The organism is Burkholderia reimsis, from assembly GCF_003294055.1.
Classification (GTDB): Bacteria; Pseudomonadota; Gammaproteobacteria; order Burkholderiales; family Burkholderiaceae; genus Burkholderia; species Burkholderia cepacia.
Genome location: NZ_QMFZ01000039.1, coordinates 66,471 through 81,019 on the forward strand (window position 1 = coordinate 66,471; position 14,549 = coordinate 81,019).

The 14,549-nt window shown below is 63.8% G+C and carries 14 protein-coding genes; 13 read left to right on the forward strand and 1 reads right to left on the reverse strand.

The genetic code is table 11. The features are described from left to right. Positions 1-36: 36 nt before the first annotated feature. The 13 genes from DPV79_RS33150 (at position 37) to DPV79_RS33210 (ending at position 13,565) form a co-directional block, all read left to right on the forward strand. Positions 37-537 (forward strand): A24 family peptidase, encoded by a 501-nt coding sequence (locus tag DPV79_RS33150; protein WP_042977049.1) that lies wholly within the window; start codon positions 37-39, stop codon positions 535-537. After that, complete coding sequence (locus DPV79_RS33155) at positions 534-980, forward strand: TadE/TadG family type IV pilus assembly protein (RefSeq protein ID WP_113047433.1); 447 nt, start codon at positions 534-536, stop codon at positions 978-980. The genes DPV79_RS33150 and DPV79_RS33155 overlap by 4 nt, the downstream gene beginning before the upstream one ends. A gap of 66 nt (positions 981-1,046) precedes the next feature. Continuing rightward, positions 1,047-1,973 (forward strand): Flp pilus assembly protein CpaB, encoded by a 927-nt coding sequence (gene cpaB / locus DPV79_RS33160; protein WP_021162465.1) that lies wholly within the window; start codon positions 1,047-1,049, stop codon positions 1,971-1,973. A 65-nt stretch (positions 1,974-2,038) separates the two neighbouring features. Beyond that, a complete protein-coding gene (locus tag DPV79_RS33165) occupies positions 2,039-3,370 on the forward strand; it encodes a type II and III secretion system protein family protein (RefSeq protein WP_021162466.1) in 1,332 nt (443 codons plus the stop codon). A 60-nt stretch (positions 3,371-3,430) separates the two neighbouring features. Further along, complete coding sequence (locus tag DPV79_RS33170) at positions 3,431-4,705, forward strand: fimbrial protein (RefSeq protein WP_042977061.1); 1,275 nt, start codon at positions 3,431-3,433, stop codon at positions 4,703-4,705. A 3-nt stretch (positions 4,706-4,708) separates the two neighbouring features. Continuing rightward, complete coding sequence (locus tag DPV79_RS33175; protein WP_021162468.1) at positions 4,709-6,064, forward strand: TadA family conjugal transfer-associated ATPase; 1,356 nt, start codon at positions 4,709-4,711, stop codon at positions 6,062-6,064. Then, positions 6,057-7,058: a type II secretion system F family protein gene (locus DPV79_RS33180; RefSeq protein WP_021162469.1), complete on the forward strand. Its 1,002-nt coding sequence runs from the start codon at positions 6,057-6,059 to the stop codon at positions 7,056-7,058. Before DPV79_RS33175 ends, DPV79_RS33180 begins: the two co-directional genes overlap by 8 nt. Before the next feature lie 4 nt (positions 7,059-7,062). After that, complete coding sequence (locus DPV79_RS33185; RefSeq protein ID WP_042977051.1) at positions 7,063-8,055, forward strand: type II secretion system F family protein; 993 nt, start codon at positions 7,063-7,065, stop codon at positions 8,053-8,055. 18 nt (positions 8,056-8,073) lie between these two features. Next, a complete protein-coding gene (locus DPV79_RS33190) occupies positions 8,074-8,916 on the forward strand; it encodes a tetratricopeptide repeat protein (protein ID WP_021162471.1) in 843 nt (280 codons plus the stop codon). Between the two features lie 20 nt (positions 8,917-8,936). Next, positions 8,937-9,266, forward strand: a complete 330-nt coding sequence (locus DPV79_RS33195) for a DUF3613 domain-containing protein (RefSeq protein WP_042977063.1) — start codon at positions 8,937-8,939, stop codon at positions 9,264-9,266. Positions 9,267-9,275: 9 nt separating this feature from the next. Beyond that, positions 9,276-11,303: a pilus assembly protein TadG-related protein gene (locus DPV79_RS33200; RefSeq protein ID WP_225740283.1), complete on the forward strand. Its 2,028-nt coding sequence runs from the start codon at positions 9,276-9,278 to the stop codon at positions 11,301-11,303. A 108-nt stretch (positions 11,304-11,411) separates the two neighbouring features. Further along, entirely contained in the window at positions 11,412-12,803 is a 1,392-nt protein-coding gene (locus DPV79_RS33205; RefSeq protein ID WP_048020714.1) for a sigma 54-interacting transcriptional regulator, read from the forward strand. A gap of 54 nt (positions 12,804-12,857) precedes the next feature. Beyond that, entirely contained in the window at positions 12,858-13,565 is a 708-nt protein-coding gene (locus tag DPV79_RS33210) for a DUF2968 domain-containing protein (RefSeq protein ID WP_059552078.1), read from the forward strand. Positions 13,566-13,642: 77 nt separating this feature from the next. Here DPV79_RS33210 and hfq read toward each other — a convergent pair whose 3' ends face one another. Next, on the reverse strand, positions 13,643-14,224 hold the full coding sequence (hfq, locus tag DPV79_RS33215) for an RNA chaperone Hfq (RefSeq protein WP_059484282.1): 582 nt from the start codon (positions 14,222-14,224) through the stop codon (positions 13,643-13,645). Positions 14,225-14,549 lie beyond the last annotated feature (325 nt).

Here is a 14,549-nt window from a genome sequence, read left to right on the forward strand (position 1 = left end):
CCGCTTGCCCTCGTATTTGCTGCGGATCGTGGCGCGATGGGACATCTTATTTTTAGCGGGGTATTTCTGACCTGGGCAGGTTTTGTCGTGGTCAGCGATATTCGTTTCCGCCGTATTTCGAACGCGCTTGTTCTGGTCGGACTGGTCAGTGGGTTCGCCGGCGCATGCGTGGCCGCGAATCCATTTGGCATTTCCATGCTTCAGTCAGGGGCCGGCATGCTGGTCGGCCTGATTGGGCTTATGCCGTTCTTCCTTCTGCGCGTGATGGGCGCAGCAGATGTAAAGATTTTTGCCGTGCTCGGCATCTGGTGTGGTGTGCATGCGCTGCTGTGGCTGTGGGTGGCCGCCAGTCTGGCTGCCAGCCTGCACGCGCTCGTGCTGATGGTGCTGTCGCGCACCTCGCTCGGAGGCTTGTGGCGACCGCGCGAGCCTGCACTGAGACTCGGGAGATATCGGGCAACGCCCTATGCCGCATGCCTCGCGGTGCCGGCTGCCGTATGGCTGCTCTATCTTGCCGCAACGGGGGGCGTGCGATGAAACGACAGAACGCATGGCGAGGACGTCGGCGGCAACGCGGAGCGACAGCGGTCGAGTTTGCGATCGTGTTTCCGCTGTTCTTCGTGATCTTCTACGCGATTCTGAGTTTCGGGATGATTTTTGTCATTCAGCAGAGCTTGACGTTGGCGGCAAGCGAGGGCGCGCGCGCTGGATTGAGCTACGCACCGGATCTCACGACACGCGTCGCGAACGCGAAGACGACGACCCAGAATGTCCTTGGCTGGCTGAACAGTAGTCCGCCCAACGTTGTGGCGCAGCAGTGCAACTACAACGGGACACCGACGCCGTTGCTGTACTGCCTGACGGTCACGGTGAGCTATACGCCGGACAGCTGGATGACGATCATGCCGTTGCTGGGGGCCTTCATGACGGCACCTTTGACGGGCACTGCAGTGGTGCAGATCCCGCAGACCATGCTATGAGCATGTCATCCACGAATCACGCCGCAAGAAGCTAACTGGTTTTTATTCCTGCATCCATTCGACAACATGGCCAACAACGTAACGAAGATCATTGCGGGGCTGCTGATTGCGATCGCTGTTCTGCTTGGAATCTATGCCTGGGTGCTTGGACGAAGCGCTTCGCGTCCCGTGCCGGTCCAGCAAGCTGCGACGACAACAGCCGTACCCGTCGTGATTGCGACGCGGACCTTGCCGGGCGGTCAGCCGATTCCGGCTGACGCGCTGAAGATCCAGTCGACTGCGCTAGTACCGGTGGGCGCGTTCAGTGATCCCGTTCCGCTTGTCGGCCGCGTGCCTGTTCGGGAGATCCCGGCCTCGGCGCCGGTCGTTGCGGATGCGCTGGTATCGGGGCTTGCCGAGGACGTACAGCCCGGCGAGCGCGCGGTTGCAGTTCGCGTCGACGAATCGAATGCAGTCGGCAACCGGCTGCGGCCCGGCAATTATGTCGACGTGTTCCTGAATCTGAAGCGTGAAGGCGGCGGCACGATGCTTGACGGCGAGGTCTCGCAGTCGCAGGCGCGTCTTCTGTTGTCGAAGGTCCGTGTGCTGTCGTTCGGTGATGCGACAGCGGATCGCGACAGCGGGAACAACAACGGTGGCAACGGGCAACCGGCCGGTGTCCGCATCGCGGTGCTCGCGGTACCGACCGCGCAGGTCGACGCGCTGACGCTCGGCGAAGCGAGCGGCCGGCTGACGTTCGCCTTGCGCAACCCGCGTGACGACGAGCTTGCGGTACAGACGGTTGCGGTACGTACGGACAACAAGCTGTCGCCGTCGGCACTGGCTGCAGCGGGCGTTTCGTTGCAACAACTGTCCGGTACAACGAGAGCGCCGGTGGCCAATGTGAACGTGCCGCCGTTACCGCCGCGTTTGCTGCCGGTGGTGCGGCCGAGCGGGGGGGGCGGCAACATCGAAGTGATCCGCGGCGGCCGGTCGGAAACGGTTGCCTATTGAAAGACATCGACGGCCATCGATATTAGCGACGACAAGTAAAAGGCCGCGCGACGGTCTACCAAACGATGAAAAAAACACTGAGTGCATTCGCGATTGCCATCTTCACCATGACTTTCGCATCGTTCGCGACTGCGAGCGGCACGATCGAGCTTGCGGTCGGCGCGCAAAGGCAGATTTCGGCGAGCCGCACGCTGCAGCGTGTCGCGGTCGGCGATCCTGCGATAGCCGACGTGCTGATCATGAAGGGGAGCCGCTCGGGATCGGTGCTGCTTACCGCGAAGGCGCCCGGCGCGACGAACGTCATGTTGTGGGAGCGTGGTCACGACGAGCCGACGGTCTGGAATGTCGAGGTCGTCGACGCGGCCGCGCAAGCGGTGCTCGACGGCTCTACGCCGCGCGTGAATGCCTACGGCGGAACGGCGGTATTGCAAGGCTCGTCGGCGTCGCTCGAGGCACATGCGCGTGCGGCCGCGGTCGGCAAGAACACGAGCGGGAAGGGGGCCGTGATCGACCGCTCGACGGTTCCCGGCAAGAGCGTCGTGCAGGTCGACGTGCGGGTCGTCGAATTCAGCCGTTCGGTGCTCAAGCAAGTCGGGTTCAATTTCTTCAAGCAAAGCAACGGCTTTTCGTTCGGATCGTTTTCGCCGGGGGGCGTGCAGTCGTATAGCGGAGGGTCCGGCCCAGGTACCGCAGGTTACGTTCCGACGCTCGGATCGCCGGTCGCGTCGGCGTTCAACCTGGTCGTGAACGCCGCCGGGCGCGGCATTTTTGCCGATCTGTCACTGCTCGAGGCGAACAATCTCGCTCGCGTGCTGGCGGAGCCGACGCTCGTCGCGCTGTCCGGGCAGAGCGCGAGCTTTCTCGCGGGCGGCGAGATTCCGGTGCCGTCACCGCAAGGGCTCGGCTCGACCGCGATCCAGTGGAAGCAATACGGTGTCGGGCTCTCGCTGATGCCGACGGTCCTGAGCCCGAACCGGATCGCGTTGAAGGTTGCTCCCGAGTCGAGTCAGCTCGATTTTGTGAACAGCGTGACGATCAGTGGCGTTGCGGTGCCTGGTATCACGACGCGCCGCGCGGATACGACCGTCGAGCTCGGCGACGGCGAAAGCTTCGTGATCGGCGGTCTGATCGATCGCCAGACGATGTCGAACGTGAGCAAGGTGCCGTTGCTGGGCGATCTGCCGATTATCGGTACGTTCTTCAAGAATCTGAACTATCAGCAAAACGACAAGGAATTGCTGATCATCGTGACTCCTCACCTTGTCGCGCCGATCTCCAAGGGGGCCGTGCTGCCCGCAACACCCGGCGAGTTGTCCGAGCAGCACGATGGACCGGTCTGGAAATCGTATCTGGGCGGAGCTGCGTCGCCGGACGCCGCTCCGGGGTTTTCAAAATGAGTGGGATGTCTCGCGGATTGCGACGCGTCGCCACGCTTTGTGTAGTCGGGGGTGTTCGACATGAATGCGCGAATCCAGTCATTGTGTGAACCCGCCGTGACCGACTATTTCGTTTGCGCGTCACAGCACGAGGCGCATGTCCGCTGGCTGGCCGATACGCTCGTATCGGCCGGTGCGGTCGAGGCCGCGTCGCTCGAGCCGGGTGTGCTTGCTCAGCGCATCACGGGGCTCAATCCGGCGCTCGTGTTCATCGATTTTTCCGACGGCAACGCGGCTGCGAGCGTGGTCGCGGCGGCGGTACGTGCATCGCATCCGGGGCTGCCGATCATCGCACTCGGCTCGCTCGCACAGCCGGAGAGCACGCTCGCCGCATTGCGCGCCGGTGTGCGTGATTTCATCGACGTGTCGGCTGCGGCGGAAGAGGCGTTGCGCACGACGCGCGGGCTGCTGGCAAACGTCGGCGAGCCGGCAAGCCGTCACGGCAAGCTCGTCGCATTGCTTGGCGCGCGCGCCGGCATGGGCGTGAGTACGCTCGCGGCGAATCTCGCCGTGTGGCTGCAGAAGCACGCGGTGAGCCCGGGGGCGCCCGGCGAGTCGAATGGCGGCACGCCGGCCGGTCGCCAGACCGCCCTCGTTGACCTGGGGCTGCCGGCAGGCGACGGTGCGCTGTTCCTGAACACCCGCTGCGAATTCCATTTCATCGATGCCGTTCACAACCTGCGTCGCATCGACCGAACCTTCGTGAATGCCGCACTGACCCGGCATGGGAGCGGTGTTGCATTGACGACACTGCCGGCCGATCTCGGCGGGCTGCGTGATGTCTCGTATGCATCGTGCGCTGGCGTGCTGAACCGGTTTCGCGCATTTTTCGATCAGCAGATCGTCGATCTCGGTGGTTTTTCGAACCGTGAGTTCGTTGCCCAGATTACGATGTCGGCCGATGAAGCTTGGCTCGTCTGCGACCAGGGCGTCGCGTCGATCGTGTCCGCGGCCGATCTGCTCACAGGGCTGCGCGACGCGGGTGTCGATACCGATCGTGTACGGCTCGTCGTCAACCAGTACGATCCCGCACTCGACCTGACGCCTGCACAGATCGCCGAGCGTCTCGGTCTTGCGCTGGTGGGTACGTTGCCGTCGCGCCGCGTCGCGATCGGCCATGCGGCAAACCAGGGCCGGCTCATCGTCGACGTGACGGAGCGCGACCCGTACGTGCGCGCGCTCGAGTCGCTCGCCGCGCGGCTGCCCGGCGTGTCGGTCAGATCGACCGCTGCGCGACCGGCCTCCGGCCTGTCTGCGCTGAAGCGCTTCATTCAACCCTCGTCCAAGCGGTCGTAAGCGATGGCACACGACATTCAATTCGCCGACGGCGCAGCGCCGTTCTCCCAGACGCAGCAATTCCACGACATCAAGAATGCCGCGCACGAGCACTTGCTGACGCGTATCGAAGAACTGGGCGCCGAGTTCGGCCGTTGGTCCCGACAGGCGATCAACCAGTTCGTCGATCTGGAGATCGACAGCTTCGTGCGCCTGCGCCGCATTCCGCTCAACGAGAACGAGGTGCGTACGATCGCCGAGGCCCTGACGAAGGAGCTTGCGGGCTTCGGACCGATCGAGGACCTGCTCGCGGACCCGGCAGTCGAAGACATCCTGGTCAACGGCTACAAGGACGTGTACGTGTCGCGTCACGGGATTCTCGCGAAGCTGCCGGTGCGCTTTACCGACAACGCGCACCTGCTGCGGATCGTGCGCCGGATCCTCGCACCGATCGGCCGTCGTCTCGACGAGTCGAACCCGATGGTCGACGCGCGGCTGCCCGACGGTGGCCGCGTGAACGTCGTGATCGAGCCGTTGTCGATCGACGGCCCGGTCGTATCGATCCGGAAATTCCGCAAGGATCCGCTGAAACCGTCCGACCTGCTCGGCAACGGGACGTTCAACGAAGAGATCAACACGCTGCTCCAGGCAGCGGTCGAGGCGCGCTGCAATATTCTCGTGTCGGGCGGGACGAGTTCCGGCAAGACGTCACTGCTCAACGCGCTCGCATTCCACATTCCGGAGATCGAGCGTGTCGTGACGATCGAGGATACGGCAGAGCTGTCGCTGAACCACCCGCACGTTGTGCGCCTCGAGAGCCGTCCTGGCGGTTTCGACGGTACCGGCGTCGTGTCGATTCGCGACCTGCTGCGCAATACGCTGCGGATGCGCCCGGACCGGATCATCGTTGGCGAAGTGCGCGGCGGCGAAGTGCTGGAAATGCTGCAGGCGATGAACACGGGTCACGACGGCTCGATGGGTACCGTGCACGCGAGTTCGCCGCGCGAGTGTCTGTATCGTCTCGAGATGCTGGCGGGTTTTGCGGGTTTCCAGGGCACCGAGTCGAGCCTGCGCCGGCAGATCGCGAATGCGATCGATTTCATCGTGCAGATCGGGCGCCTGTCGAACGGGCGGCGGCGGATCCTGTCGATCACGGAAGTGACCGGGCTGTCCGACAACATCATCGCGACCCAGGAGCTTTACCGCTACGAAGCGCGCGTGACGGCGGAGGGCGAGGAAGTCGATCACTGGGAAACGCTCGGCATTCATCCGCATTCGCCGAAGCTTGCGCGCTTCCGCCAGACGCTGACGAGCGGCGGGTTCGGCGACGGCTTCGGTGGCGGCGGGTTCGGCCGCGGCGGCGGGGGCTTCAATGTATAGCGCGATGGTGTGGGCGCTGGCCTTCGCGATGGTGTGCGTCGCTGCCGCGATGATGCTGTGGCGTCACGCTGAAACCCGGCGCGTACGAACCGACGCCAAGCGCTTCATCGACAGCCGGCTCGAACCCGGCGCACGTGCCGGTGTCCCCGCGCAGGCAGCACGGCCGGCGGCGGCCGGTGCCGCGCGCGCGGTGCCGATGCAGCCAGGCGCGGCACGGAACGCATCGTCCGACGCAATCTGGGCACATTGGTATGCGACGGCATCCGAATATCTGTCGAACCTCGCGAGTCGTGCGGGGATAGACGACGCGCGCGGCAAGGCGTTCATCGCGCTCGCAGCGCTTGTCGTGGTTGCATTCATTGCGGGCAGTCACGGCGGCATGCTCGCGTGTTTCGCTGCGCTCATTTGCGGAAGCGCGATACTCGGCGTCTGGCTCGCGTCACGGATTCAGCGGCGGCGGTTGAAGATCGTCCGGCAGATCCCGTCGTTCCTCGACGGGATCGTGCGTCTCGTCACGCTGGGCAACAGCGTGCCGGCCGCCTTCCAGGCAGCACTCCTGACGACCGAGGAGCCGCTGCGCGGCTGCCTGGACGTCGTGTCCCGGATGCTGCGAGGCGGTATCGAGATCGATCGCGCGATGATGCACATCGCGAAGATCTACCGGACGGAAGAGTTTGAACTCGTCGGCTCGGTGCTGCGCTTGTCGGTCAAATACGGCGGTCGTGCGGACGTGATGCTCGAGCGGATGTCGGTGTTCATGCGCGATCTCGAGCAGGCCGAGCGTGAATTGGCAGCGATGTCGTCGGAAACACGGCTGTCGGCGTTCGTCCTCGTCATGCTGCCGATCGCGATCGGCAGCTTTGTCGTGATGACAAACCCGAGGTATCTGTACGGGATGTGGGGCGATCCGAGCGGTCGGTCGCTGCTCACGATCGCATTCCTGGCGCAAGTGGCCGGCAGCATATGGCTGTACCGAATGGCTCGGCTCAGGTGAGGCTATGACAGCAACTCAAATCGGAGCGATTGCGCTGGCAGTGGGCGCACTTGGCGTGCTGCTGCTAGGCATGGTCGCCGTGTTGCGTGCGCATGCAGCAGGGCGTGCCGAACGTGCGCTGGTCGATGCGCTGGATCGGCGCATGGCTGCACTCGAGGCAGCGAAAGCACGGACCGCGCCGAACGGCGATGCGCCTGCGAAACCCGACGTGCGCGGCGGGCAACGCGTCCAGCGTTTGCTGGACCGGTTGTCGGCGGCGGGCATGCGCTGGCTGGATACCGGATTCGGCAAATACGCTGTCGCGGAAGAGGATCGTCGCCTGCTCGAGCAAGCCGGATATGTCGACTCACGCACGCGCGGGTTGTTTCTGAGCGCGCGGGTCGCGTGCGGGATCGCGCTGCCGCTGCTGTTTGCGATCTTCGCGAGCGGGCGCATGAAAGGCAGTGTCTGGATGGTCGGCATGTTCGTCGCCTTCGGGCTCGGCTTCATGCTGCCGAAACTCTATGTGCAGCGCCGTGCGGCGTCGCGTCGGCAGAGCGTCGTCGACGAACTGCCGCTGCTCGTCGACATGTTGCGCTTGCTGCAAGGTGTCGGGCTGTCGCTCGATCAGAGTCTGCAGGTCGTGACGAACGATTTTCGCGGGATGCTGCCGGTGCTGTCGTCGGAGGTGGGAATCGCGCAGCGTCAGTTCGCTGCAGGACGTACGCGCGAGCAGTCGCTGCAACGGCTGTCCGGCGGATTCGACAACGAGGATTTGCGCGCGATCGTGCGATTGATGATTCAGGTCGACAAGCATGGCGGCGCGGTGCAGGAGCCGCTCAAGCAGTTCGGCGATCGTTTGCGCGAGACTCGCCGCGCGATGCTGCGTGAACGCATCGGCAGATTGACCGTGAAGATGACGGGCGTCATGGTGCTGACGCTGTTGCCTGCATTGCTGATCGTGACGGCCGGGCCGGGCATGCTGGCGGTGATGCGCGCATTGGCGTCGCAGCATTGAAGGACGGAAGGACAGACCATGAAGCGAATCGGCGAAACAGTGACGCGGGCGGGCATGTTGGCGGCGGTCCTGTTGCTTGGCGCATGCGCCACCAAGGAAAGCGGGTATGGCGTCGGTGCGCAGACCGAGCGTGCGGCGCTGATGCAGGCAGCAGATCAGAAGCAGTCCGTGCCGGATACACCGGGGATGTATCTGGGCCTGATTCAGCGTATGCAAACGCAAGGGCTCTATTACGCTTCTCTCGCGCACATCGATGCGTACGACAAGACATACGGCGTCATGCCGGAATCGGTTCTGCTGCGCGCGGATGCGTTGCGGATGACCGATCAGCCGGCAGCAAGCGCGGCTGCGTATAACCAGTTGCTGAAGACGCCGCTCGCTGCGCGCGGCTATCGCGGGCTTGGGTTGCTGGCGGGCGCCGCGGGGGATTTCGAGCGTGCGGTGCAGGCATTGACGCAGGCGTCGGAGCTTGCGCCGACGGATCCGTCGCTGCTTTCCGACCTTGCTTACGCGAAGTTGCGCAGCGGCGACGTCGTTGGTTCACGGGTGCCGCTGATGAAGGCGGCCGAACTCGATCAGCGCAATCCGAAGATCGTCAGCAACCTCGCGCTGTATCTGTTTGCGGCAGGACGTGCGCAGGATGCGCAACGGTTGATGAACCAGCAGCATCTGTCGGCCGATGTTCGCAAGGACATCAACAGCGATGCTGCGAAGATCGCTGCGGCCGTGCGGGCCCAGCAGCGTGCAGTCGCGACACCGCCGGTGGTTTCGCGCCGCAGCGCGGCAACACCGATCACGCCGATGGCGAACAATGTCGGCTACGACCAGACAGTGCCGCTGTTGCAACGGTTTGCACAATGAACGGATATCCGGGGAGCAACATGAACGAGAACAAACATAATCGAAGCGTACGCATCGGCTGGATCGCGACGCTCGGTGCGATCGCCTGCATCGTAACGAGCTCCGGCGCGGCATATGGTCAACAACCCGTGGAACCGGGCGCGTCAGACGTAGGCCGTTCGACCAAGAACTGGCTCGCGATGCAGCGTGACAATCGCGCGGCGGCGCCGGCGCAACCGGTGTTCGGCGATGTCGCATCGCTTGCCTACCAGCGCTATCTCGATTCGTTCAAGAACAAGATCCCGGATTCGATAAGTTCGCAACTCGGTGCAACGGGTGGCATGTCGGGCGGCGGCCAGGGCGCGCAATAAGAGATGATCATGCGCGCAGATCAATCGCACGCGGCGCGGCGGTGTGGCGCTGGTGGTCCGCGGAGAAATCGCCAGCGGGGGAGCGTCGCGGTCATGGCGACGATCTGGGCACTGGTTGCGATTATCGTGCTGGGCGCGATCGACGTCGGCCATTTCTATGCTGAAAGACGCCGAATGCAAGCGGCGGCCGATTTGGCCGCGCTGTCAGCGGTGTCGCAAATTGCCACCGACTCGACTTGTCAGGCAGCTAAGACCGCTGCCGGTCAAATCGCCAACCCATCGACGAATCCATTGCCGACAGGTTCGAGCGTTTCCGTGTCCTGCGGCATCTGGACGGCGCCTCAGGGCAGCGGCAGCGCGCAGTTCACCTGGATGTCTGGAGACCCGATCACCGGTGGCCAATGCGCCGGTCTGTCGGCCGGAACAGTCAATGGCCAATCGACCAATGCCGTTTGTGTCACGGTGGCTGAGCCGGTCGACGGGATATTTCGCGGTGGCGTCACGATCGGTGGATCAGCCATCGCCAAGAGCGTGCCGACCGATACCTTTACGCTCACCACGTCGCTGGCGACATTGAACGGCGGGTTGGCCAATCAGTTGCTTAAGGTACTGACAGGGTCTCCGAATGCACTGAGTCTGCAGGTGCTCGACTACCAGGGGCTGGCGCAAGTCAACCTGAAACTGGCCGGCATTCTCGCCAATCTGCCGGTCGGCACGACCACGGGCGTATTGAATGGTACCGTGACGCTCGGGCAACTGGCCAACGCCGCAGTGCAGGCGGCGACGCAGCAGAATCTGGTCGGGGCGAACCTGAACGTTCTGAACGCGATTGTCGCCGCGCTCTGTTCCGGGAGCGTCTGCGGCGGTCCGCAGATCGCGCTCGGCCAGCTGGTTTCTGCTGCTACCGCTACGGGAACCTCCGCCGTCGACGCCAGCGTCAATGCACTCGGATTGCTGTCGACGGCATTGCAGATCGCGAACGGCACGAGTTCGGTCAACATCCCCAGCGTCACGGTTCAGACGCCTACCTTGCTCGCGCCGCTGCTGAACGTGAACGTATCGGGTTCGGTCAAGCTCGGGGCGAATCCTCCGTCCACGGCGAGCGGTCCGCCGGGGCCGTCGAATTGCGGGACGTCCAATTGCACGACCAATACATCGACCGCGCAGGGGAACATTTTCCTCAATACGTCGATATCGCTGCTGTCGACCTGTCCGACCGGCGGGCTGGTCTATCCGGGGGGCACGTGCCCGTCGGGTAGTCCCACGCCGCTCGCGGCGGTGCAACTGCCGATCACCGCCTATGTGGCACCGGCAACGGCGGGCCTGGCGTCGGTCACCTGTTCTGCGGACGGCACGAAAAGGGCAACGGTGAACGTGCAGACCGGATTGGTTGCCGTGTATCTCGGCGGCTCGGCGAATACGCCGATCAACCTCAATGCATCGAGCGGATATACGCAGAACGGTAGCGCCACGCCGATTACGCTGGTGTCCGTCAACCTGCAGAGCCTGCTTAATCTGTTGAACCTGGGCGGCCTGATTTCCGGGTTGTCGACGTTGGTCAAGACCTTGACGTTGGGGCTCCTCGACCTGAACCAGATCTCGGTCAAGATCAACCTGACGCCCGGACAGTTGACCATTCCCGTTGCCAATCAAAGTGCGACACCGTTGCCGTTTACCTACCCGGGTCCGGGTTCATCCGCGTCGCCGACCCCTGCATCGCCATACATGTTGAGCACCGGCACGGATCAGCTTCTGTCGCCCGCGGTTCAAAGCGCACTTAACAGCGGCCTGTCGATCCAGTTGACCGCCGACAGCGGTTTGCTCGCATTGCTGGGTGATGTTGTCACACCGGTGCTGAACGTCGTTCTCGGGCCGATTTTGTCCGCTCTGGGTACTACACTTGTCCCGCTGCTCCTGCAACCGATTGATTCGCTCCTGACCTCGGTCACGGGCCTGCTCGGCCTCAGCCTCGGGAATGCCTATGTCACGAACACACCGGACTCGATCAAATGCGGCAACCCTATGCTGGTTCAATAAATGCCTGAACATTCTGTCGTCAAAGCAGGCAGCGTCGCTGCCGCCTGCCACCGCTCACTGACCTGCAATGCCGAGCCACTCGTCAATTTCTGAAGCCGCACCCGAATCATGAGAACCACGCCCGCAATCGAAGAGCTCGACCTGTACGTCTGGGAAGGCAAGGCGGACATTGTCGACCGCGTCGCCCGGTGCATGGCGAGCTTCGACGTCGAAGTGATCCGCGCCGACAACGCGGAGATCTCGCCCGAGCGCGCCGCATTGCGGCCGTCACTGGCGATCATCAGCGTGACGATGATCGAAATCGGCGCAGCGTTCCTGCGCGACTGGCAGGCCAACATCGGCATGCCGGTCGTCTGGGTCGGCGCGGCGCGCGATCACGACGCTTCGCAGTATCCGCCCGAGTATTCGCACATCCTGCCGCTCGATTTCACGTGCGCCGAGCTGCGCGGCATGATCGGCAAGCTCGTCACGCAACTGCGGGCGCATACGGCCGAAACGTCGCATCCGACCGAACTCGTCGCGCACTCGGAATCGATGCAGGCACTGCTGCACGAAGTCGATACATTCGCCGACTGCGACACCAACGTGCTGCTGCACGGAGAAACCGGCGTCGGCAAGGAGCGCATCGCGCAACTGCTGCACGAAAAGCATTCGCGCTACCGGCACGGCGAATTCGTGCCGGTGAACTGCGGTGCGATTCCCGACGGCCTGTTCGAATCGCTGTTCTTCGGTCATGCGAAAGGATCGTTCACGGGCGCGGTTGTTGCGCATAAAGGTTATTTCGAGCAGGCAGGCGGCGGCACGCTGTTCCTTGACGAAGTCGGCGATCTGCCGCTGTACCAGCAGGTCAAGCTGCTGCGCGTGCTCGAGGACGGCGCGGTGCTGCGTGTCGGCGCAACGTCGCCGGTCAAGGTCGATTTCCGCCTGGTCGCGGCGAGCAACAAGAAGCTGCCGCAACTCGTGAAGGATGGCCTGTTCCGCGCCGATCTCTACTACCGGCTCGCGGTGATCGAGCTGAGCATTCCGTCGCTGGAAGAGCGCGGTGCCGTCGACAAGATCGCGCTGTTCAAGTCGTTCGTCGCACAGGTGGTCGGCGAGGCACGGCTCGCCCAGTTGTCCGATCTGCCGTACTGGCTGACGGATTCTGTCGCGGACAGCTATTTCCCCGGCAACGTGCGCGAACTGCGCAACCTCGCCGAGCGCGTCGGCGTGACGGTGCGGCAGACGGGCGGGTGGGATGCCGCGCGGTTGCAGCGGTTGATCGCGCATGCGCGCAGTTCGGCGCAGCCGGTACCGGCGGAGAGCGCGGCCGAGGTCTTCGTCGATCGCAGCAAGTGGGACATGAACGAGCGCAACCGCGTGATTGCGGCGCTCGACGCCAACGGCTGGCGGCGTCAGGATACGGCGCAGCAGCTCGGTATCAGCCGCAAGGTATTGTGGGAAAAAATGCGCAAATATCAGATCTTTGACGAGGAGCCCGAGACCCGCGAAAGTGAGTAATTAATGAGATAAAATCGCGCTGAATTACAACGACACGGGCGGGAATAGAACTTCATGAGCCATATGACGGGGTTGGGAAAGGCGTGCGTGTTGCTCGCCGTGGTGGGAGGCATGCAGGGCGCTTATGCGCAGAGCCTGGCGGACAGCGGGTCGCCGGCAGTACAGCAGGCGTCGGCGCCGGTGGCTGCGATTCCGGTGGTCGATCCGCAGGTCCAGACGTCGGTGCAGCCGCAGGCAGGTGAGTCGACGGGGCCGAGCACGGTCGACGACCTGCAGCGCCAGATCCAGGCGCACTCGCTGACGGAAATGCGCACGAGCTACAACGGCAGCTACGGTGCGAGCCTGCTGTTCAACGTAAAGGACGGCGCGTATTTCGTCGCGCTGTTCCAGCAGAAGGCGTTCTGGCGCGTGATCAAGACTTACGACGAAACGCGTGCGGAAGCGATCTACCGCGATTTCTCGCGCCAGGCGGAGCGGCTGGCTGTAAACGAACTGCGGGCAGCGAAGCTGGAATCGCAGAAGGCGCAGATGGACAAGCAGATCGAAGTCACGCAGGATCGCGCGCGGCGTCTGCAGGCGGATATCTCGATCGCACGCCAGCAGCAGGCAGCAGTCGCGGATCGTCAGAAGACCGTACGTAACGAGACGGCCGCATTGCAGGCGCAGCAGGCCGAGCTTCAGTCGCAACTGCGGGCGTTGCAGCAGCAGGTGCGTTCGTTGCAGCGGGAGGCCGACGCCGGTTTGCCGACGACGGCGCGCTGAACCAGGCAGCGGTGCGGCGACATGCCGCGCCGGCCGCACAAGCAAAAAGGGCAAGCCGGTTGGCTTGCCCTTTTGTTTTACTGGCCGTCCGGCACGATTCGCCGGCGGCGCGTCACGATCACCGGCCCGTTGCCGCCGCGGGAATCCGACGGCGAAGCGTTGCCGGATGCGTCGCCGGCATCGCGCGGTGCGCTGTAGCTTTCGCGCGGTTCACGGGGTTCGCGCGGGGCGCCGTAGCCTTCACGCGGCTCACGCGAGCCGTAACCCTCGCGCGGTTCGCGCGAGCCATAGCCTTCACGCGGTTCGCGGGAGCCGTAGCCGCCGTCGCCGCGCGATTCACGCGGGCCGCCGTGCGAGCCGTACGGGCTGTGACCGCCGCCTTCACGGCCGCCCGGGCGCCCGCCGGTGCGCGGCCCGCGGGGGCCGCCGCTGCCGCCCGGGCGCGAGCCGCCCGTGTCGAGCTGGATCGTGGAAATCGCGCGCTTGTAGATGCCTTGCAGACCCACGGGGGTGCGCAGCATCACCAGGTACTGGTCGAACGACTCGATACACCCCGTCAGACGAATGCCGTTGACGAGATAGATTTCAACGCGCTTACGTTCCTTGCGCGCCGAATTGATGAAGTCGTTTTGCGGATGGGATTCTGCGGGATTGGCCATTGAGGTGCGGCAGGAGCCTGCGTCAGAGAATATGTTGTGCGTGTGTGTGGCGTGTTCGTCCACAAGGTGTTTGGCGGGATTCTACCCTGTTCAATCGGGAAACGCGCAGTCGTGATTGTGTCGAACCGTAACCCACTATAGACGTTCCAGCGCATTTTCGCGATTCGGCCGAACGGCCAATGCCATTTCGTTACGCCGCGTTACGACTCTCGCAGCGCCGTAGCACCTTGGTCTCCGCGCGACGCGTACATTGGCTGCGCGAGCCGGGCAGGCCGGCATATCAGGGATTCAGAACATGAGCAAGGGACGATGGGCAGGGTGGGTC

Bases quoted from the DNA above. Each gene is read 5' to 3' on its own strand.
- DPV79_RS33150 (WP_042977049.1), top strand. From the start codon at position 37: ATGGGACATCTTATTTTTAGCGGGGTATTTCTGACCTGGGCAGGTTTT.
- DPV79_RS33155 (WP_113047433.1), top strand. From the start codon at position 534: ATGAAACGACAGAACGCATGGCGAGGACGTCGGCGGCAACGCGGAGCG.
- cpaB (WP_021162465.1), top strand. From the start codon at position 1,047: ATGGCCAACAACGTAACGAAGATCATTGCGGGGCTGCTGATTGCGATC.
- DPV79_RS33165 (WP_021162466.1), top strand. From the start codon at position 2,039: ATGAAAAAAACACTGAGTGCATTCGCGATTGCCATCTTCACCATGACT.
- DPV79_RS33170 (WP_042977061.1), top strand. From the start codon at position 3,431: ATGAATGCGCGAATCCAGTCATTGTGTGAACCCGCCGTGACCGACTAT.
- DPV79_RS33175 (WP_021162468.1), top strand. From the start codon at position 4,709: ATGGCACACGACATTCAATTCGCCGACGGCGCAGCGCCGTTCTCCCAG.
- DPV79_RS33180 (WP_021162469.1), top strand. From the start codon at position 6,057: ATGTATAGCGCGATGGTGTGGGCGCTGGCCTTCGCGATGGTGTGCGTC.
- DPV79_RS33185 (WP_042977051.1), top strand. From the start codon at position 7,063: ATGACAGCAACTCAAATCGGAGCGATTGCGCTGGCAGTGGGCGCACTT.
- DPV79_RS33190 (WP_021162471.1), top strand. From the start codon at position 8,074: ATGAAGCGAATCGGCGAAACAGTGACGCGGGCGGGCATGTTGGCGGCG.
- DPV79_RS33195 (WP_042977063.1), top strand. From the start codon at position 8,937: ATGAACGAGAACAAACATAATCGAAGCGTACGCATCGGCTGGATCGCG.
- DPV79_RS33200 (WP_225740283.1), top strand. From the start codon at position 9,276: ATGCGCGCAGATCAATCGCACGCGGCGCGGCGGTGTGGCGCTGGTGGT.
- DPV79_RS33205 (WP_048020714.1), top strand. From the start codon at position 11,412: ATGAGAACCACGCCCGCAATCGAAGAGCTCGACCTGTACGTCTGGGAA.
- DPV79_RS33210 (WP_059552078.1), top strand. From the start codon at position 12,858: ATGAGCCATATGACGGGGTTGGGAAAGGCGTGCGTGTTGCTCGCCGTG.
- hfq (WP_059484282.1), bottom strand. From the start codon at position 14,224: ATGGCCAATCCCGCAGAATCCCATCCGCAAAACGACTTCATCAATTCG.